This is a genomic window from Nocardia carnea (assembly GCF_029868855.1).
GTDB classification, from domain to species: Bacteria; Actinomycetota; Actinomycetes; order Mycobacteriales; family Mycobacteriaceae; genus Nocardia; species Nocardia carnea_A.
In genome coordinates this window covers 1-20,792 of sequence record NZ_JARWOV010000008.1, presented here as the reverse complement: position 1 = coordinate 20,792, position 20,792 = coordinate 1, and the positions used below count along the sequence as shown (strand labels likewise).

The 20,792-nt window shown below is 62.9% G+C and carries 12 protein-coding genes; all 12 read right to left on the bottom strand.

All coding sequences use genetic code 11. The features are described 5' to 3' along the window. Window positions 1–740 (bottom strand): PPE domain-containing protein (locus tag QH195_RS00250; RefSeq protein WP_280433871.1); only part of this gene is annotated, 740 nt, incomplete at its 3' end. A 2-nt stretch (window positions 741–742) separates the two neighbouring features. After that, entirely contained in the window at window positions 743–1,039 is a 297-nt protein-coding gene (locus tag QH195_RS00245) for a PE family protein (protein WP_280433869.1), read from the bottom strand. 12 nt (window positions 1,040–1,051) lie between these two features. Beyond that, window positions 1,052–2,311 (bottom strand): hypothetical protein, encoded by a 1,260-nt coding sequence (locus QH195_RS00240; RefSeq protein WP_280433868.1) that lies wholly within the window; start codon window positions 2,309–2,311, stop codon window positions 1,052–1,054. Further along, window positions 2,308–2,625, bottom strand: coding sequence for a hypothetical protein (locus QH195_RS00235; RefSeq protein ID WP_432278266.1), 318 nt, complete (start codon window positions 2,623–2,625; stop codon window positions 2,308–2,310). Before QH195_RS00235 ends, QH195_RS00240 begins: the two co-directional genes overlap by 4 nt. 189 nt (window positions 2,626–2,814) lie before the next feature. After that, window positions 2,815–3,030 carry a hypothetical protein gene (locus QH195_RS00230; RefSeq protein ID WP_280433867.1) on the bottom strand — a complete coding sequence of 72 codons (216 nt, stop codon included), beginning with the start codon at window positions 3,028–3,030 and terminating at the stop codon, window positions 2,815–2,817. Between the two features lie 65 nt (window positions 3,031–3,095). Next, on the bottom strand, window positions 3,096–3,227 hold the full coding sequence (locus QH195_RS00225; protein WP_280433866.1) for a hypothetical protein: 132 nt from the start codon (window positions 3,225–3,227) through the stop codon (window positions 3,096–3,098). A gap of 76 nt (window positions 3,228–3,303) precedes the next feature. Beyond that, window positions 3,304–4,053 (bottom strand): hypothetical protein, encoded by a 750-nt coding sequence (locus tag QH195_RS00220; RefSeq protein ID WP_280433865.1) that lies wholly within the window; start codon window positions 4,051–4,053, stop codon window positions 3,304–3,306. Between the two features lie 12 nt (window positions 4,054–4,065). Then, window positions 4,066–4,725: a helix-turn-helix transcriptional regulator gene (locus tag QH195_RS00215; protein ID WP_280433864.1), complete on the bottom strand. Its 660-nt coding sequence runs from the start codon at window positions 4,723–4,725 to the stop codon at window positions 4,066–4,068. A 362-nt stretch (window positions 4,726–5,087) separates the two neighbouring features. Further along, window positions 5,088–5,687, bottom strand: coding sequence for a hypothetical protein (locus tag QH195_RS00210; protein WP_280433863.1), 600 nt, complete (start codon window positions 5,685–5,687; stop codon window positions 5,088–5,090). 235 nt (window positions 5,688–5,922) lie between these two features. Next, window positions 5,923–19,236 (bottom strand): M20/M25/M40 family metallo-hydrolase, encoded by a 13,314-nt coding sequence (locus tag QH195_RS00205; protein ID WP_280433862.1) that lies wholly within the window; start codon window positions 19,234–19,236, stop codon window positions 5,923–5,925. Window positions 19,237–19,572: 336 nt separating this feature from the next. Then, a complete protein-coding gene (locus QH195_RS00200; RefSeq protein WP_280433861.1) occupies window positions 19,573–19,896 on the bottom strand; it encodes a histone-like nucleoid-structuring protein Lsr2 in 324 nt (107 codons plus the stop codon). Window positions 19,897–20,148: 252 nt separating this feature from the next. Further along, entirely contained in the window at window positions 20,149–20,625 is a 477-nt protein-coding gene (locus tag QH195_RS00195; protein ID WP_280433860.1) for a hypothetical protein, read from the bottom strand. Window positions 20,626–20,792 lie beyond the last annotated feature (167 nt).

Here is a 20,792-nt window from a genome sequence, read left to right as displayed (position 1 = left end):
CCCCTCCGCGGGCCCCCCCGGGCCCCCCGGCCCCCCCCGGGTCCCCCTAACCCCCGGGGGCCCCCGCCCCCCCCCCCCCCCCCCCCCGGGGGGCGGGCGCCCGGCATTTCACCCGATATCCGTGCGCCGGGCACCGGCCTGTCCTCGGCCGCCGGCGTGGCAGCGGACACCAGGCCGGGCGGAGTTGCCTGCTCCCAGGGCACCGCCAATTGCGCGGACGCTGCCTCGTACACGTGCATGACACGGGCAGCGGTCGCCTTGGCGGCCTGCTGTGCGGTATCGATATCGGCCACCGCACCGACCAGAGGGGCACCCAGCGCGGCGCCCACCTGTTCGACGGTTCGCAGCGCGGCGGCGAGCTCGGTGATATCCGCCGGATCCGGCATGGCCGCACAGGCCACCTCATACGCGATCGCCTGCCCACCGGTCAGTGCTGCGTTCCGGCTCGCTGCCGCGGCGGCATCTGCCAGCCAGTGTGACAATGTGGCGATTCGCCCGAGCACCGGTCCGCTGCCCTCGGAGCGCCATGCCTCCTGGAGACGACCGATGATCTGCGGGTACTCGGCCATTGCCGCACCGAACGCCACGGCTATCCGGGACCACGCGGCGCCGGCGTCGGCCATCGGCCGCGCACCGGGCCCGGTGGTCAGATCGTGTGCCAGCTTCTCCGCCGGGCGCGCATCCCACAGCACGCCGGTGAAGCCGGGGATCGGAGGTTCGATCATCGCCGCCCGTTCCATGCTCACACCGGCGTTCCGAAAGCAGCCGCGTTGTCGCCGTCCATCCGGACAAGCTGCTCGGTCTGCACGCGCAGTGTGGCGGCAAGTTTCCGGATCTCGGAAACCCCGCGGTGTCCGGCATCCACGTACGACACCGCGACCTCACGCAGTGTCTGCGCCGTCCGGATCGAAACCTCGTCCGTTCCGGCCGGTGCGACAGCCAACGCCGGCGAATTCATCCGGAGCGCGTCTTCCAGCCGGTCGGCCAGCGCGTCCAGCTCGGCACCGGCACGCCGGGCCGCGGGTGGATCGAATTCCATATCGATCTCCTTTCAAAGCGTGAGTGCCTTGTCCGGTGATTCGCCGCTGGACGGATGTGGTATGTGGTCGACTGCGCCGACGCCGACCACCGGGAGCGCCACCCCCGCGATCTCGCCGACCACCTCGTCACCGTGACCGGCGGTGATCAGTTGGGTGCGGGGACTGTCCGCTGTCGACGGGTCACCACCACGGGCGAGACCGGCAGCGGGAATACCGCCACCCATGGGCACCACACCACCGCCGGCCCGGCTTCCGTTGCCGACGGCCGGCGCGGCACCCGCGGTGGTAGGGGGCGCTGGCACCGGCGATCCCCCGACAGCCCGAGTCCCCGGATGCGGTGCCTGCGGTGCCTGCGGTGGCGCCGGGGCGCCGAGGCCACCGATCACGACCCCGCCCGGCGCCGGCACGCCGGCACCGGCGTGGCGGCCCGGTTCCGATTTCCGGGTCTCGGCCGGCGGTGTCACCGGATCAAGGGCCCGGTGGGCCCCGTCCATCGACTGCGCGCCCGCGGAGACCGCCCCCACCAGGGTCGGTACCAGCTGCATCAGCTGCGTAATCAGTGCCGTGGAATCCACGCCGCCGGGTGCGTCGGTGACGGGGATCTTCTGACCGATCGCCAGCATCTTCATGCTTTCCACGCTCAGCTCGGCCCGGGTCTTCGCGGTGACCGCGGTGGCCTCGGCGAGGGTTTCCGTGGTGGCCGCCAGCAGAAAGACCTGTCCGGCTCCGGTCAGCAGGAACGGTCCCGCGGCCGCGATCGTCGCCATGTACCGTGCGATGATTGCGGCGATCGTCGTGGCGCCGGTGAATACGGATCCGGCGGCCGACGCGGTGCCCGCTGCTGTTTCGGCGCTCTGTCCGGCGATTGCCGCACCATCGCGTTGTGCTTGCCGCGCCTTGTCCGCCGCCCCGGTGGCGGACAAACCCTGCCACAGCGCCATTGCCGCTTGAATCGCCGCCGCCCCGACCTGCAACGAGTTCTGCAAGGCCGCGGCGACCTGAGCGAAAACCTGGGTGGGGTCGGAGCCGGTCTCGGGAGCGAACCGCCCGGTTCCGAAGCTACTCGCCAGATCGGTGAGCGGTTTCATCAACAGGGTGAGGTCCAGGACGGGAAGTGGCGGGAGTTCCGGCATCGGGATTTCCGCGGGCAGGTGCGGCAGCGGTCCGAGACCCAGGTCGGCGAGTACCTGGTCAACCGGACGGTTCAGCGCGGGGGCGAACACGCTGTCACGGAACAGGTTCTGCACGGCCTCGTCGATCGGCGAGATCACGCCGGCCTGCCGAGGGCTCCGAACTCGGTGACGGCGGCATCCTCGGCGACCTCGAAGGCGGCGGCGCCCTCATAGCAGGTCAGCGCAGAGGCGGCATGAACGGCGGCGAGCTCGTTCACCGACATCAGATTGCCGGCCTGCGCAATGGCGAGGGCCATCAGGAAATCCTGCCCGATCAACCCGAATACCGGGACAGCCGCCGCGATCACTGCCGCCTGATCGATCGAACCGGCCGCAGCGGTTTCCATCGCCATCACCGCCGAGGCATCGCCACATCTCCGGACGAATTCGGTATGGGCAACGAGATCGGTCATCACAACCTCTTCCCCGGCGAAAAACCACGGGTTCGTTCGCTGTCCGGACCCGAAGCACGGCAAGAGTTTGTCATCCAGCACTCCGATCTGCCCCGGAAGGGCAACCACACAACATATTTCGTAATCGTGTCACCACACCGGCGCCGCACTCCCGATTGTTCAAACCCGCTATCGGTAGCTCACCGTGCTTCAGAATGAAAAGGCGCACCAGGCATCGCGAACACACAGGACCGAAAGACGCTCGAACAGTGCAACGGCCGCCACCGGCCAGCCGTTCGGTTGGAATTCGGCCAGTTCGGCATGAAAAGCATCGATGAATTCGCCGCGATCCGGTCCGCCAGATCCCGCATCGCGTCCAACGGACGCCGGATTCGCGCCTCGAGGGGCTACCATCGTCTCGTTCATCTGGAACGATAATTATCGAATTCCCCGGCGCCGAGGCAATTGAGTACCCGCGCCGGGGACAGTGGCTACAGCGTGGTCAGACCCAGGATCGCGCCGATAGGCACCAGGATCACCGCGGCCGCCAAGGCCAGTGGATCACCCCGGAGCATACCGTCGGCGAGCCATTGGCCGATCTGACTCATCAGTTCGTTTGCCATCTTTTCCTCCTGTGAACATGGACTACCCGGCAATCGGGTGAACCTTCGGCTCGTTACTCTGGCACAGTCGAGTTCTTCATCTCGGATCGTTCAGACTTTCTCGATGATCCGCCGCCGGTGCCATTCCGAAGCACGGTGGTGGAATACGAATAGATTTCGCGGTGAACCGGGCATTCTCCTGAAGTATCCGCACAGCCTCGTTGTTATCGGTTCGGGCGACGTGCATGACGTGCTCGACGCGCGCATGTACATCCAGTACCCACTGGGCCGGATCCGGGTGCGTCTCGATCTCGTCGGCGGCGGCTCTTCGCGCAAATTCGGCGGCCCGTTCGGCGGTCGCCAGATCATTAAGCAGAAGACTCAGATAAACCAACTCTTCATCGGCGTGGGGATCGATCCACTCACGGCCCCTATCTGCCAACCGGTTCATATGCTTACGCACATGGCGGATATACCCGTCGACTGTGCCGTAACGGTCGAACTCCGGCACCACTTCTGCGGAGATACATCTCGCGATCTCGGCCATGACCGGTTCATAGCCGGCCAGATCGACGGGCTCATCCCACGAGCCGCCTCTCGAAACTTGACCGACCCGATTACCGATGCTCGAACTGCCGCAGTAACCCTTTGGGACAGGGAGCGGCTGGATTCCCCAGTTCAAATAGAACCAGGGGCCGTGATCAGACGGCTGAACGGCAACGAATCGCAGCATCCAGTCGATCTCCCCAGCGATCAGCATCATATTGTCGTCGGCGAACTGCCAGTACCCTGGCAGATCCGGAGCGAGATATCGTTGTACCGCTTCGGACCACAAATGGAGATCCATGGTGGAGGGGCCTCAACTCTCGGTCGCACCCGCCGAATCCCGCCGGCACAAACCTTCCGCCCGCATCATCGTCGACTCGGCAGCCGACTGTGGCCGGCAGAAGTAGCCGTTGACGGTCTCTCGCAACTCACCGCGTATCTCCAGGGCATCCAGGATCTTGTGTACCGATTCGGGACGCGCGCGCGAAGTGGCTTCGATATGTGACAACGTCGCCTGGGCCACCCCGGCCCGCCGGGCAAGCTGCCGCTGGGTCAGACTCTTGTTCTGCCGGACAGCTTTGATGAACTTCCCCACCGGAGTAGCCGGGGCACCGAGAAGATGACTTTCGACGCCGAGTATCTTCCTCGCATCCCGGTAGCCGAGCTGGTTGGCACGGGCGAATCTCCGGAGATACCCTGCCCACGCCTCGCCCGCGCCGAGTGCGGGCCACTTCCACATCGGACGGGCGTGGCATTGAACCAGTACTCGCATGTTCCCAGGTAGTTGCAAGGCATCGAGAACCCGGTCCACCGTATACGCATAGGACATTTTCGAACCGGCCTCCATACAGATGATCGTGGGCCGGCTGACACCGGCCCGGACAGCGAGCTCCGACCGGGTCAGATTCCGGTACTCCCGAATCACTTTGATGCATTCGCCCAGCCTCATACCCGGATCGATCAGGGCTTCCATCGCCGCCTCACTCCGGGCCGGCGGAAACTCCCGGGAGGGTTCCCGGCCGTTCCGTCCGGGAACCCTCTGCCGCCACTGTCACCATCGACTACCTCGCCCACTCAGCTACCGAGCGTGTGGCCGACCCGCAGTCGAAGCCGACCACACCAACTCGCCAAGGATCACGACACGACTCCGACCTGTACGACCCGAACGGCCGAACCAGGAAATCGGGAGACGGGGTGTCCTCAAGCGAGGCTATCCGGACCAAGACACCGGAATACAGATCGTTGAGCAACACTAAAGGCAGGCCCGAACACCGCGACCGACTCCTCACACCATTTCTACAACTCGCCGCGGCTTCATCTGCTATCGGACTCGAGTCACAGCTTGCCTTCTACCAACGCAGTGCGGTGACCGCCCAGGCGCCGACCGAACTCGGCAATGAAGTCCGGCCGGAACGGAGGCCAGTTCCAGAACGTGAAGCCGAGATACCCGAGAGCGAAGTAATCGTCGGCCCATGTCCAATCGGCCAGATCCACTTGCTCCGCGCATATCGGGCACGGCACGGTGAGCATGTCGCGGCCGGCGGCCCAAGCGAAAGCGCCCTCATCGACGAACATCTCCCAGATCCCGGGGATGGGTTCGTAGAAGTCGTCGACCAACGCGGTTGCGGAATCGCAGCGCGGGCAGGTGACTGCTGTAGGCATGCCTTGTCCGCTGTTGAACACACAGCGTTCGGTAACGATCGCCAGGCCGTTCGTCAGGAGCGTATGGAAGGAGGAACTCCACCCGGTGGAATCGACCACCGTGTCGGCAGCCGGGCCTGGACGGTGACCGGATTCGGCGCCCAGCACGCAGTCATCACGCTCGGCCACCACTACGCCGACGCTGATCAGCCAGTCGAGTATATCCGCAGCCAGCGCCTTCGAGTTCCACGGCGACGCATCTTTGTCGACAATCGTCTGAAACCAGTCACCCATGATATCCCTTCGGCAGTAAGCAGTTATATCCCTGGTCAAGGGAGGTCGAGTGCCGATCCTGAATTCCCGCGGCACTGTCCTCGAAATGGGAAGGGCAGTTTCGGATCGCCCCGAAACCCATAGATGTCGCCCGTCTGTTATCGGACAGCAGGTTACTGGATACGATCGCTGACCCGAAGCAGCGCTGCCACAGCGAAATTGCCGGACATCGAGAGCGGTAGGCGCGGCAACGATATTATGCAGAACGGCCGCGCCTCAGGCAATACTCCAATAGTTCACGCAATACTCCGTGGTGCTGTAACACCCCGGGCCCCACCGGAGGACGCCCGAACGAGACCGAGATGTTCTCGGCCGGGAACCCTGCCGGAGCGAGCTCTTTCGACCCGTATAGGGTGACGATCAACTCATCGATTGTTGATGCACTTACCTGCGACCTCTTCGGCCACACCAATCCTGCCCCGAAATCATATACTACCGGCCATCCATTGGCACCCCGCCATCCGGAAGCAACCGCCACGTGAAAGAAATCTATCGATGGCGTGGAAAAAAATACGATATCACCACGTTTCATCAACATGCCGCTGCCGCGGTCGTCAAGGAAATAGGCATTTCTCCCGTATGGAGTCAAACAGTTCATGAGAATACTGGAGAGTTTCGATCCTTCTGCAGCGGTCACCACCGAGCCGTCTCGCCAGTGCACTTCAAGTGATCCATCACTCGCCGGAAGAGTCTGGAAATATAGGTGTTCGGCCAGTACGAGATCTCGAAGATATGCACGATCGGTGACACCAGCGAATGCCGCCGCATACATCGGAAGGCGCATGCAATTCATGAAATGCTGCGGGGAGAGCGCCGGCGGCGGCGTGCCGGGATCGCCTTCGAGAAGCCACGTAACCAACGGATCCGCTGCCGGAGTTCTCGAACTCGCTCCCCAGATAGCATGTCTGCCGAGCAGATTCCGCTCGAGGGCGGAGGCGAGCCGGTCTGCGCCCACCTCCACATCCGATTCGCTGCGCGGCGCACCCATGAAATCGAATCCGAGGTCGCGCGCGGGAAATGCAGGGCGTTCGTCGGAGAGTTCACCCACCGCATCTCCGGCAAGGACACGGACCGCCATCATTTCGAGTAAAGCCACCAGCTTTCCCCTCTCCCAGAACGTCATACCGGGCGTTGCCCGGAGGAATTCGCCCATCAGCCGCTCGTTCTCGAAGTATCGCCGATACTCGCCGGAGAGTATCTGTTCCGGATCGAACGGCAATACCCGCGTCAATTCCCTCAGCTTGCTCCAAGCAGGGTTACCAGCTGCCGTCCCGACAACAACAGCCGGGTGCGCTGGGGTGGTGCTCGCGGCATGAGAGTCCGTGGCGGTGGCCGGTTGCATCGTGCTGGGCAACACGGTGAAGGTGAGTTTGCACGGGTCCCCGGCCCGGGGCACTAGGAGTTGCTCGCCATGACTCACACGCCACCATGTGTCGGGGTCGAGGGGCCGCACTTCCCCGCTACTCGAAACGAGCGCGAGACCATACGTCGCAAGCGAACTCTGGCGATCAGCCCCGACCTCGTGAGGACCCACCCCCCGCCGAACCCAGACGTTGCCGTCTTCGCCCAGACGAACGCTGGCGACATACGAGGGGATGCCGTCGACATCAGATATTCCAGCGTCGATCAGATCTTGCCGCGTGACTGTGTAGGGATCACCGCTTTCGATGATCTTCCTGAGATCGATTGAAACCTCGCCCGCGGTGAGCGATACGCAGGCCGGCAGCCGCCGGGTGTAGTTCCCCCGCGTATCGTCAATCTCTCCATCACGACGCGTCGGACCAAAATGTCCCGCTCCCTGGGGGCGAGCAGCGGACTGCGATCCAGGCGGATCACTTCGGCTTCCACCCGGGGAGAACGGTTTATCCACGGGCATCGGAACAGACCCGAGTGTGAGTTCTGTCGTACTTCCTCGATCTCGAAGTGTCACGGTCACCCCCTCTTCTAGAGGGGATATCGTGTACGGAACGGGCCGCCTATCATTTGCCATCTTGATCTCGGTGGCATCGTAGGACGATGAGCCCGCCGGAATGATCCAGACCTCACCGTTCCGGTCGGCACCGATGACGAAATGCCAATGAGCTGGAGGCTCATCGACGCGATACGGGTCATTGTGAAAAACAAGTCCACCTGATCGATCTCGCCCGATTCCCATCGGCGGACCGCCTGGTTTCAGTTCCAATTCCGCCGGAATACCCGAAGCCCAAGTCGACACCGGAACCGTCACCCGCTGATCGGGGCTCGCAGTCGGCGTGGTGACGGTGCCCGGCAGTTGTGATGCGGGAGACATCAATCCGGTAAATGCGACGGTGTACGCGGCGCCCGGCTCGTGCCGGTCGAACTTGACCTGGTCACCCGGAAGAAGCACACATGGGACGCTTACGCGCTGATTGTTGACTTCTATCAAGTCGCCGTAGATCATGACCAGCCCCGAGGAACTATCGAGAACGATCTCGGCGAGTTTCCGCTCCGCGCTCGCACAGCCGAGCTTCCCCCCGGGACCCATACCGATGTGGCGGGTTCCGCCCACTGTCAACGGCACCTGGACCGGCTCACATCCTGGCGCGGTGAACACCGCGGCGGCGGTATCCACTTGTTGCGTAGCGCCGGAATTCGACGAGGCATCGTCAACAGGCGCTCGAGCGGGGTCATCGCTTTTCGGTTCCACGATCATGCGATGTTCCGTAATAGAAACGCTGCGTGGATCGTTCGGGTCTTCCAGAAACCTAAACGGATCAGGCACCTTTGTCCCGTGATAAACGTCGACCTGGTCCGTATCCACCGCTGCTCCACGGTACTTCCGGTGTGCAGCAGCCCATTCTTCGAAGGTCGAACAGTCCTCCCGTTGCGGAGCAAATCTCTCTTCAGGATCGAACCGCGCCTCCCCGGTCCCCGCCAACCACTTGACCACCACAGCTCGCCCAAGGTCATCGGGAAGCCCACCCGAGTCCGCCCGCTCCTTCAGCAATTCCGCCGCCCGAGACAACCGGCCGTCCCGAACCAAGGCAGAGATCTCGGCAGCGAACTCATCCCCAGCAAACGCCCTCGCCCACTCCCCGACCGACGGATACTGGGTAGGATCGGGATAAACACCCTCAGCAGCGTAAAGCGCTGGGGTGAAAGGTTTGTCGAGGCCGTCGGCGCCTGTAATACCATGCGGACCAACAGGGTTCGGTTTCAGCGTCCAATCGGCGAACTCATATATCAGCGCCCATTTCTGCTGCGCTTCGGCTGCGCTGCCTCCGTGGACTCCCGAGGGGAATTCGTAGTAGTAGAAGGGTTTTCCCTCCTTCTGGGCCTTCTCGGTTATCCGCCGCGCATGCCCCGGGGACGTCCGTTCCTCACCGTCGTAGCCAAAATTCAGTGCGGGCGGGACACCATCGGCGTCGGTCACAACATATACCGGCGACAAGTCTTTCAGCCATTCCCAATTCGCTGAGTCGCTGGGGTCGCCGTTCTCGTAAGTCGCATTTTTTCCTACTCCGTAGAGGTCATTGTTGAGCAAATCCAATACCGCCGCATCACCGACCACCGCGCCGACACGATGTCCGTATTTAACTGCTACGTCGAACGCATGGCGCCCACCCGCACTGAATCCGTAGACCAATATCCCAGACGCTGTGGTGTATCCTCGCCTTACCAGGTCCACGGCCACAGCGGCAATATCTTGCGTTGTCAAGGCTTTACCTTCCCGCTGTCCCTGATGGTGCCAATCAGGCCCTTTTACGCCGCTGCCGCGGGCACCGACAGTCACCACCGGACCAAATCTGCGCAACCATTCCCGGATACCGGGCATATAGTTCATATCGATATATCCGTAATTCGCGTACACGTTCATGAAGACGCGGGAAATTCCGGTCATATCGCGACGGCGTGTCACGTAATACGGCACCTCGGTGACGCCGTCCTCGGACACCACGGTGTGTTCAGTGGTGAATACCGAGGATTCGCCGAGACCGTTCGGGTCGGCCAGCGGCTCCAGAGTCGGCTGCCTCGAGCCATCGAGGGCATCGGCCCGCAATGAATAGACGATCGGCTGTTTACCCGGTGTCTCGGCACTCACATCGATGAATCCGTCCCCGGTTGTTCCCATCAGCTTCACCGAGGCAGGTTCTGACCCCACCTGCATCAGATGCGATACCGGGCCGTCGGCACCGAATTTCACCACCAGCAGCTGCGACGGGTACGCCGATATCGCGAAACAATCGTCCCCTACCCAAAGGAAGTCTCGATGCGCCAGTAAAGGCATGAGCAGCCGCGAGTGCTGTACCGGGATCACCGTGTTTTCGTCCGGGGTAAAAACAGCCTTCAGGGCGCGGATACCTAATCGGAAATCGTCGAGTTCGGCGGCCAAGAGACTACCCGACGGATACGTCTGTCCTCCGGTGGACCAAGAGCTACCCAATAGGATCAACAAATGATTCCCGCGCCAGAACACTCGCGCGTCCGGCGGTACATCCAGCCGCGACCATCCCTGCCCCTCCGCCAGATAGATCTCCGCGAGGTCGTGTTTCATCCAGCGGATGATGTAGGTGCCGTCTCCTGAGTCGGGCCGCCACCCCGCAAACTGCCCCACACCTCCAGAAGAACAAGCGTTGCTGCATGGAAAAACACCGAAGTCCTCGGCATCGCCATGTGTGAAGGTTGCTTCGGCGTCCGCAAGCTCGTCGATCGACATCCCGCGCCGCCAACGCTTCACTTGGTACGGGTATCCGGACGTCGTCAACGTATCGGACCAGAGGCTGGTAGCGACATCCAGGTCGTCGGCACCGCGCCAGGTAACGGCATGAATGCCCTCGGGTAGAAAGAATCCACCCTCGGCGGCCGGGACTATTTCCTTTTTCTCCGCATCGAACTCGACGATGACGTGCCTGTCGCCACCTCGCGACAAAATCAACAGGATGCGGCGCGAGCCCGGCCCGGCCAGCGACCCGCGAAAACCACCGCGCACCGCGCCCGCACCGGATCGGTCCGACGGCTCGACACCGGACTTCACGCCTGCCACGGGATCCCAGACGAGCGCGTTGATATCCAGCAGCTCCTCCCACCGCGGCGCAGCAGCCTCCCGATACTCAGCCACCCCGACCCGCTGCCATACACCATCATGGCACCGATACATCCACTCGCCGTCGCGATATGGTGGCCCGAACAATCCCGGGGTCGACTCCAGATCCCGCTGGATCCGGGCCACCATGTCCTCGAAGCCCGCTCCGGTTGCGAACCTCCTCAAGGTCTCTTCGTTCTGGGTACGCACCCATTCCTGGACTTCGGGACTGGCGGATTCCTCCAACCACCAGTCCGGGTCATCGGCACGATTCGTGTCGGCAGGGCCGCCGGCGCCATCATCGATGGGCGGTCCCAGTACCTTACGTTCTTCGAGTTCCTGCCCTATGTCGCCGCCATGGTGTTCGACGGCCCCGATCCGGCCGTCGGGACCGCAGGTGAACTCAACGACGTAGAAGTCCCGGGTGCGGTCGAGCGCGTCCCTGACCTGAGGATCCTGCTCCCACTTCTCCCGGGTTCGGACCCGGGGCACATCGTGGTGTTGGTGTTCCTTACCGGGGTCGTTGCGGGGCCCGGCGTCGGCAGGTCGGGATATCAGGGTGTCGAAAACGACGGCAGTGCCATCGACGGCCGTGACAGTGTACGGATGGACGTGAGTGCCGTAATCGGAAATAAGAACAGCCGCGAACACATCGCTGTCGGGATGTTCGACGGTATCGAAGACACGGGCGATCGAATCCCCTTCAGCGGAGACGATATGCTGAACGACCGGGGCCGGGTTACTCCGCAGGCTGTCGACGAGTTCTCTCCACGTGTCGGCACCCTCGCCGGGAAGCGTCACCTCACCGCCCAGGGCCCAGATGGCATCCACAGCCGACCGAAGGCATCCCTGAACACGCTCGGGAACTTCGCCGCCCACAGTGAGCTCTGACCGTGGCGGGGTCTCCGTTATCGGAGAAGAAGCGGCTGCATGTACCGGGGGTGAGGGCACCGTCATGACATCGAACCAGCTCACATATGGCCATGGCTGATCCGGGAAGTGTTCGACCGACCAACGGGCCGGGTGCCCGGAGCCAAGCCGCTCGTCGTACCGTGTGGCAGAGTAGGCGTGATGATAGACCTGGAGTCGAGCGCTTCTCTCTAACTCGTCGATGATCACCATCGCGGGGGCTGAGCGGGCGTCGGCGGTCAACCACAGTATTTCCTTCATCTTCGGCAGCACTCGATCGACTTGCTCATTCGAGAGCCATGGCAGGTGCTCGCTTAACCAGGTCCGCAGCATTTCGATGGTTTGGGGATTGCTATGACCGACGATGAAGCGCGGACGACGATCGATCTCGGCACCTATCCGGTCGGCGGCTTCTGCCGGATTCGAGGTACACACCGCAGCCACGGGCATCGACCGCAACCAACCGAGCTCGTACACCAGATCTGGATCATCGGGTTGCACCCGAAGAAGTAGTGACGTGAATGCGGGCAGCTCGTGTTGATGGCGCCAAACTACCTCTGGAGTGACCGACATCTTGTCAATCCCCAGCGCCCGCAGCTCACCGTGGTGAAGATCACCGATAGTGGCGCCGGTAGCTTCCGCTATCAGCTCGATCTCAGGTCCACCGAGCCGACTGCACACGTCAGAAGTAATGCGCCTGGCTTCGACCAAAACGGGCATGCTGCCGGACGCCAGCCGGAACGTCAGGCCCGCATTCACCAGGTCGGATACGGTCGCCATCACCAGATCGCGCTGATGCGCCGACAGGTCGGACGGATTCCTCTTCGGTGAGGGTATCAACCTCACCTGCAATTCCACCCCGAGGTCCCTCGCGGTCTCTGCGATTCTCGACAATCGCCACGCCGATCCCGATAAATAGGATTCGGCCCACGACTGCGAGTGCCATTGCTCGGCACCGGCCTCTTCCAACCCCAACGGTGCATCGAACACGAGGGGAACAGCCGGTATGTCAGCGGACAGACATACGTTTACTTCCACTACGCGAATTCCGGCCTCGGCCAGTCGCGATAGCCCTTTCCAGCCATTCTGGTTAATTCCGAACAACTCCACGCCCGCCGGCCGAGGTTCCGGCGGGAGCGGGGCAGGCGAAGCCACGCTGTCACTACCGCCTTCGAGAGGACTAGGACTCGGTTGATCATCTCTTGCTGTCGCTCCCTGCTCGGAATCACGAGTTTCAGGGGTGTCGGGATTCCCGTCGTTGTCGTCGGCACGCGCCCTGGTGTCGCCCGTCGGACGGAGGCCTTTGTCGGGCGGGTTGCTGTCCGCAACCTCTGTGGAGAGTCGCGGTGTGCTGGTGGATCCTCCGACCGACGAGCCACTGCCGGTGGCGAGTGGATCCGGCCGGTCGGTCCGGCGTCGGGTAAAGGGGGCCATCTCGGAGGATTCCGCTCGGGCGACCCGGGTGACGAAGGCCTCCACCACGTCCGTGAAAGGCGAGAGATTCACGGTTACCCACTCGCCCTTTGAATGAGACCCTCCGCCTTCCGGCGCGAAGATAATGCTTGGAATTCCGAACTTGGCCGCCCACACCGCGTCGGTGGAGCCGTACGACACATCGGTCTTCAGCGGCTGTTCCCGCACATCTTCGTAAGCCCGTGCGAATTCGCGGACCAGCGGATTGTCCTGGTCCAACACTACGGCCGGGCGGCTTTCGAGGATCCGAACATCCGCTCTGAGTTCGCGCGCCAGCCTCCGGAGATCTTTCATGAACTCGTCGAGCTCTTCATTGTCGAAGGCCCGGACATCATAGGTGCTGACAATCTTCTGCGGGGTCTGATTCAACGAGGCCGGCGCGCTGAGCATGGTGCCCGCCACAGTCAGACCGTTGGGGTCGAGGGAAGGATACTTGGTCCGCAGGTACTCTTCGATTCGCGCGAGCCTCACGCGAGGATCCTCGTTCTCCGATATCCGGGAGGCGTGCCCTCCAGGACCTTCGACACTGAGTTCTACCAGGCGCCGCCCCTTCGCCATCGATTCCAGTACCCAAGGCTTTGAGCTGTCGGGCAGAACGAACACGTCCGGGCGCCACCCGTCCTCCAACAGCCGCGCCATCCCTTGCTCGCCGCCCACCTCCTCATCGGTGGTGAGCATGATGCCGAAATCCAGCGAATCGAGGTCGTCGCGGTGGCGATCCAGGAATTCCAGAAAGCAAGCGAAGGCGAATTTCATATCGTAGGCGCCACGCCCGATGACCCGGCCGTCGACAATACGTGCCTCGAACTCCTCGGGCGGGGCGGATACGACGTCCAGGTGTGCAGCCAACATCACCTTCGGCTTCTTTCCCGGCCGGGATGTCGCCACCAGCGATGGATTTTTGCCGGGGTAGTGGGTGATGTGCAGTCCTCGGCCTTCGAGCATCTCATTCGCCCGCTCGATCATGGCCTTACATACGGCCGCATCGTCCGATACCGACGGTATAGAAACAAGGTCACACAGATATTCGACGGCCGGCTCATCGACGACCTTGCCGGGTGCCTGCACTGCCGCGTCCGGCACTGGATCCGCCTCGATGCCGGGTATTTCAGGGTCGCCCAGCATTTTGCGGAGCTCCGGCAGTTGGATCTCGCGCATCAGCTTCGAGCCCAATTCACAATCCCCGATGATGGTCCTCAGCTCGCGCAGCGTGGGGTACTGCTGGTCCCGCCCTTCGAAGCGGGCCAGCATTTCATCGAGCTGCCGCCGGTCCTCATCAGAGATTGGCCGGCCTGCCTCGGCCGCTTCTCTCAACACCGCATCGGCGGCGTTCCGAACCGCCTCGGGCACATTGTCCTTCCGATTCGCTTCCCCAGCCCACCCGTAACCCAAGTCCTCCAGCACCTGTGCCTCGTCCCGGTACGGGAGCGCCGAAACCCACATAGCACCGGACCTCCGCGCAACCTGGTGCAGCTCGGTCACGAATTCGTGCATGAAGTCGCGTTCCGCCACTGGATCACCGGTAACAGCAAGATGTTCCAGGTGGACCGCCAAGCGCCCCTTGCTGTCCGCCACAACAGCGAAGCTCGCCCGCCCGAAAGAAGTTCCCTCTGCGTCGACAATATCGCCCGCTACCCGAACCCCATTGACCCCGCGGGCATCATCGACTGGCACATACGCAAACCACAATTCGGTGGCTGAAAGTTCAGTGGCCTCGACCTCCACGAACCGATAGGGCCCAAAATCACGCTCGAAGCCAAGCACCAGGTGTGCCCGTGACCGGTCATCTGCGGCATCGACGAGTTCCCGCAGGTCCGCCGGGACCGTGTTCCCACGATTATCGGGTACCTGTGGGGAAGCTGGTTGCGGCGGCCGCTGCTCAGCCTCCTCATCGGCCGGAGTTGCCGCGAGAGTGATGGGTCCTGAAGCTGCAGGTCGGTTTTCTGGGCCAGTAGGGCCGCTCGGGTCCGAGACAGAGCCCTTATCCCCGTCGCGGGGGTGGGTTCGGGGAACTACGGCGTGCTCGGTGTCGAGCTGGACAGGAGCGTGATCTATCCGCGGATATGTTCCTGGAAGGATAAGCTCGCTGCCGTCTGGGGCGAAGGCGACCACCACCACGTCGGAATCCGGCGTGGAAGGCGCGAAGTCCCACCAGCCCTGGCCTTCGGCACCACTGCCGCTGGTCGGATCGCGACGTGTGACAGTACGTCCGTCGTTGGTGAGCAAGAGGATGGGTGGGCGTTTGCCCGGATCGAGGTACACCACCAGCAGCGATGAATTGGGTTTCTGCTCCCCCAACCAACCGATCGTCCAGTCTTCGGCGGAAATACCGCTGTCCACATCAGCAAAGGATCGAAAGCGTACTCCGCCGAGAAGTTCCTCGAGCTCGGACAGCGTGACCCATTCCCGGGCACTCGAGAGCTCCGGAATCCGAACCGTGGCACTACCGCCGGTCCAGCCTTTGATCCAGGTCAGTACCTGAGCGACAGAACGCCGATCGAGTCGCAGCCCCTCCGGCACCGCGGTCCGATCATTCATCACACCAAAATCGCTGGGCCCGCCGCCACCAGGGAAAGCAGGCACACCACCCGGTGGGGAACTATGCAGTACACCTGACGACCTGAAACGGTTGGGCCGCAACCCAACATCCTCGTGGACTTCACCTGCAAACAGTCCAGGACCATTCCAGAATTGCAGGGGACCCGGTCGAGTGCTGTCGGCTGCGAGGGCGGGATGTTCCTGCCAGAGAATCGGCTTCGCCTCGGTGGGTGCTTGCGGAAGTTTCGACCGGAGCCACCGGTATATCCGACGCTCGACGTCGGTGGCGTCGAACCGCCGGTGAGTGACGAAGGAACGGGCAGTGACGAATTGCGGGTCGATCTCTCCCTCGGCCACAGAACCTCGTCCGAACTGTGTCGACACCCATGTGAGGAAGTCGGGCGCGGGATCGGATTCCCCGGAAGCCGTACGGACCTGTGCTTCGTAACACTCTTGCAAGAGCTGCTCGACTTCGGCCTGCGAGGCTTCGTCCATCTGCGAGAACACTTCTAGGCCGGCGTGGTACCGGATCAGGTCGGTAGGCGAGAGGTCGTGGGGTTGCTCGCTCCAGTTCGCCAACCACAGCATCTCGACTCGAACATTCTCGTGGACAGCCCGCGGGTCCAGCTTCAGAGACTGAAGGTGCCCGGGACTTTCCCCGGAAACGATATCGACTAACCTACGGTGACGCCTATCGAGTGCACCGACAGCGATGTGGCCAATGGTGACACCTTCCGCCCGTAGGTCGAAAACGGCGTCGGCGTAGTCGGTGAGCAGCCGGGCGTCGCAGGATTCGGTGAATCCAGAAACAGTGATACCCCGGTGGGCCAACGCTGCTTCCAATTCGCGCGGGCTCATCGGCTCAACGACCGTGAGCCCGAGTGGGGTTCCGTCGGCGGTGACCGGCCAGGAGGTGTACAGGGTTTCCGCGGCCAAACGTTCGATGAACCCGGCAAGAAAGGTAATGGCATCGATTTCGCCTCGACTCGACAACCGCTGACGACCATCGAGAACTTCGTCCACAGCTCCCGCCTGGTCAAAGTTGGGGATTCGCAACGCCTTATTCCCGGCCCATGTGCTCTTGTTGACGGCGGGTTGCCGACTACTACGGGTCTCGGGGTCGAGAGCTTCGAGGAGGGGAACGCGACGCGCGAACGGGTCGTCAACTCGTGGTCCATGCTCCCAGTTCTTCAGAACACGAAGGATATCTCCGCTGAACATACGCAAATGGGAGGCATTTCTCGGATAGGTTGACTGGTTCCACGCCCGATCGATGGACTCTTCGATCCTATTCATGAATTGACCAACAGTTGGGAGCCCCCCCTCGGCCCTCACAGTCGAAATCCCGTGTGCGATAAATATCGGAATAATAATGTTCGTTGTATTTCCTATCAGGCCGCTATGAAACGCCTTGAAGCCGATCACATCGTCCCACGCCCGAGGGCCTACGATCGCCCAGAGCTGCAACCCTTTCGCCAAGGACCATTCGACAATTTCCTCACCGTGGGATCCCGACGCATTCCGACTCGATTCTCCATACCGTTGAAAGACCTTGTCGAAGCCACGCACCGCTCCGTGATACGAGTGATCCGGTTCACCATATGCGGCATGCCAGAAATCCTTCGCCATGCGGTCGATCCAGTACAGCGCATAGGTTTCGAGCGCGGTGGCCGGGCTGTTCTCGGGTGGCGGCTTCAGCCCGGACTCCTCGAGCATATCCACACTCGGAACGAGCGAGCCGTCATTGGCTCGGAGGTACGCTGCCATTTCTACCGAACCCGCGGCAATAGCCGCGACAGACAGTGCGGCGTCCACAGTCTGGTTCAACCATGCCAGGATCTTCTGTTCACGCCTGTACACATCGGAGTCGATGGTGCGTGCGCGAAGCGCCTCTTCCAAGTCGGCGAGAATTCGCTCCGTATCACCCGGGTTATCTACGATTTCCTGCGCCGCTAAGAGGGCGCTGTGCGAGGGATGTTGCACCGGTAGTGGATCTACCGGAGCGGTTACCGCGGGCGACCGATCCCCCGGACCGTCGCTGTCGGCGGTGTCGGAACGTCCGTCCAACGGGGCCGACTCAGGATCAACGACACCATCATCGGACCCCTCGGCGGATTCCGGGGGATCGATGTGATCACCGCCTCCTGCCGGTACTGCCCCGACCTCGGCGGGTGGCCCGGGTGGTGGGGCAACCACACCACCAACGGGCAGGCCACCGGTCGATGTAGCGAGGGGTGTCGACATTGCCGCAGCACCACCGACAGGCAGGCCACCGGTCTGCATATTATCGGGAAGTTCGTTTTCCCGATGGAGGGAATCCGTCGGCGCCATATCGTCATCGCCTGGCCTGCCCTCAGCCGACGAGTAAGCACCGACCGGCGAATCGGTAAATTGCCTCGATCCCTGGCCGGGACTCCCCACCTCGCTATTGTGCCCGGATTTTACGTCTGGATTCGAATGGTCACTCCCGGTCGAAATCCGGTCTCTCGGCGTTCTACCCGGACCATCCGGTCCCGCCTCCATATTCGCCGCGCCTCGCAACCCAGGCCACCGCGCATCCAACGGCATCGGACCATCATGGTCTGTCAGCGTTTCGCCCGGTCGATGACCAGTAACGTCCCCTCCCGGCCCGACTATTTTAGACCCGTAGACCGCCGACGCGAGCCCTTCGCCGGCCCCTCCGGTCAACGCGTAGATATCCCATTCCCCCCTCAACGCCATCAACACCAACTCGGCGGCGGCCCCTGCGGTGGAACCCACCAGAAGACCTTTGGTCGCACCCGGCAGGCCACCTGCATTTCCCCACGAGAAACGCCGACCAAGCTCATAAACCCTGTTCCCGATAAGGCCGTAGACCGCGCCCCCGGCGAGCGACCAGCCGGCATTCTCCACCAACCGATCCAGGTTCCAGTCCTGCTGCAGCCCCTCTTCCGTTAGCTTCCACTCCACGAGCCCCGCCTCCGCTGTCCCCTGCACCAGCTCCACCAACCCCTCCTGCAGAGCCTCATACAGCAACCGCCCGAGCACCCGCTGCGCCACCGGCGAAACCACGAACAGGCGCACCAACCCGTCGATCCGCCGCATCAGCCACATCCCGACCCGCAAGCAGGCAAGCCGCGCCGCTCCCACCGCCGCCTGCTGAGCAGGCCAGGCACCCGGACCGAGTCCCGCCGCCCACACCAGCTCCCAGAGCAACCACATGAGTGCGATATCGAAATTCAACTGGGCCGAACGCATCGCACCCGCGAGCTCGAACACCGCCTTCTCCGCGGCCTCCAACTCCGAGCGCAACTGCGCCAACGCACCCTCGTCGCCCAGACCCAGCTCGCGCAGCACCCGCACCATCGCCTCACCGCCGCGCCCCTGCGGATACACCTCCTGCACCCGGCCCATCAACGCATCGACGTCTGCACCGATCTCCCCCAGCTGGCCGGCCAGCTCCCCGAGCTCCGTCGACAACTCGCGCAGCAATTCCACCGATCCCGCGGGCCGGTCGACACCCACCAGGTATTGCAGCCACTCCCACTCCCGGTAATCAAGTGTCACAATGCCCTCGGGACAGCCGCGTGCCGGCAACCACGAACCCGGCCGAACCGGAATACGCGATCCACTACTCTCACGGCCGGATCAATTCCGGTCGTCAACAACACGGTTCACCTGCACCGTGCCGGAAGGAATGTGCTGCGACAGCAGCAGCATCGGGAGTCCGGCCGCCGCCGGACAATGACAACGTGCACACGGAGTCAGACACTAATGCCGCCCACACCATGTGGATGCGACTGAACAGCACAGCTGAACACGCGGCGGGTAGAGCTTGATAATCCTATCGCCGCCGGCTGCGGACCGGTCTACGAGCCGCGTGTGGGGTGCGCGGCTCCGCGCTCACCCGACGGTCTGCTGGTAAGCGCTCACGACAACCGCCGGTACCCTGCCCCGCTCCGGCACCTTGTGTCCGTTCCGCCGAGCCCACTCCCGCACGGCCTTCGCGTCCGGACGCCGATTCGCCGTAGGCGTTTTGGCCCGGCCTTTTCCGCCGATCCGCCGCGCATGAGAGATCCACTCGGCCAGACCGGCACGCAGCCGAGCCGCGTTCGACTCCGAGAGATCGATCTCGTACATCACTCCATCGCAGCCGAACGAGACCGTCTCGTCCGCGGCCCCACCGTCGATGTCGTCGATCACGGTGACGACAACCTTGCGCACCACTGCACACCTCCACATTCCGGAACCGCCGGACCGCCCGACTTCACCGTGGCACTGTACAAGTTCCACCACCCGCACCCCACCGGACACCGGCAGGCCGGAGCGTCACACCGCCGGACGACTGTGCGAGTGCTTTCGTGCCACGCGAATTCCCCGCGTTTCCCGGCGTCGAATCGCAGTCCGTCCACATCGACCAAGCGATCGCTCTGAGGTTCCGGCTTAGAGATCAGTTCAGAATGAGTGTCGAACTGTACTTCAACAGGTCGTAATCCGGCCCGTTCCGATGAACCAATGCGAGCCGTCCGGTGCGGGCGGCAGGTTGCCATCGAGCAGTTGGCCGATGGCGATGGCGATATCTATCATCGGCCCCGGTTCGATATGCTCCGCGCCGCGAAAGTGCCGCCGGTCGGGAAAGCCGAGTTCGCGGTACTCGGTTGCCCACACACCCCCACGGTCCGTGAGCTGGTCACAAGCTTCGGCGAGCCAGGATCGAAACGTGCGCAACAACTCCCGTTCATAGCTGTCCAGTATCACAGCACTGGAGGCTCCGATTTCGATCTGTACCTTCATATCGGCCACCAGCTCGTCGTGCCCGGCGCAGCGCGCGGAAGCGGGTACGCGATCGGCAATTCTGATTGCGTGTGCGAACAACACCGCGAGGGCTACGTCGTAGGCCCAGAAGAAGTACTCGACAGTACCGTCATCGAAGATCACCGGTGTGGTCTTGCTCATGCATCAGCAGGCTATCCCGATGCGGACGGGACTATCTCGCTAAAGGTGTTTCCGGCGGTTTCTCTCAGTAGGTTCGGGCGTCGGGCCAGCGGTCGGCGAAGGTGATCGCGAACGCGTTGACCGCAGGCTTCCAGCGCATCATCCATCGTGCCCGACCGGCACCGGTC

What these genes read in the sequence shown, in the direction of transcription:
- QH195_RS00215 (WP_280433864.1), bottom strand. Translation starts at nt 4,725, where the DNA reads ATGGAAGCCCTGATCGATCCGGGTATGAGGCTGGGCGAATGCATCAAA.
- QH195_RS00220 (WP_280433865.1), bottom strand. Translation starts at nt 4,053, where the DNA reads ATGGATCTCCATTTGTGGTCCGAAGCGGTACAACGATATCTCGCTCCG.
- QH195_RS00230 (WP_280433867.1), bottom strand. Translation starts at nt 3,030, where the DNA reads ATGAACGAGACGATGGTAGCCCCTCGAGGCGCGAATCCGGCGTCCGTT.
- QH195_RS00210 (WP_280433863.1), bottom strand. Translation starts at nt 5,687, where the DNA reads ATGGGTGACTGGTTTCAGACGATTGTCGACAAAGATGCGTCGCCGTGG.
- QH195_RS00195 (WP_280433860.1), bottom strand. Translation starts at nt 20,625, where the DNA reads ATGAGCAAGACCACACCGGTGATCTTCGATGACGGTACTGTCGAGTAC.
- QH195_RS00225 (WP_280433866.1), bottom strand. Translation starts at nt 3,227, where the DNA reads ATGGCAAACGAACTGATGAGTCAGATCGGCCAATGGCTCGCCGACGGT.
- QH195_RS00245 (WP_280433869.1), bottom strand. Translation starts at nt 1,039, where the DNA reads ATGGAATTCGATCCACCCGCGGCCCGGCGTGCCGGTGCCGAGCTGGAC.
- QH195_RS00235 (WP_432278266.1), bottom strand. Translation starts at nt 2,625, where the DNA reads ATGACCGATCTCGTTGCCCATACCGAATTCGTCCGGAGATGTGGCGAT.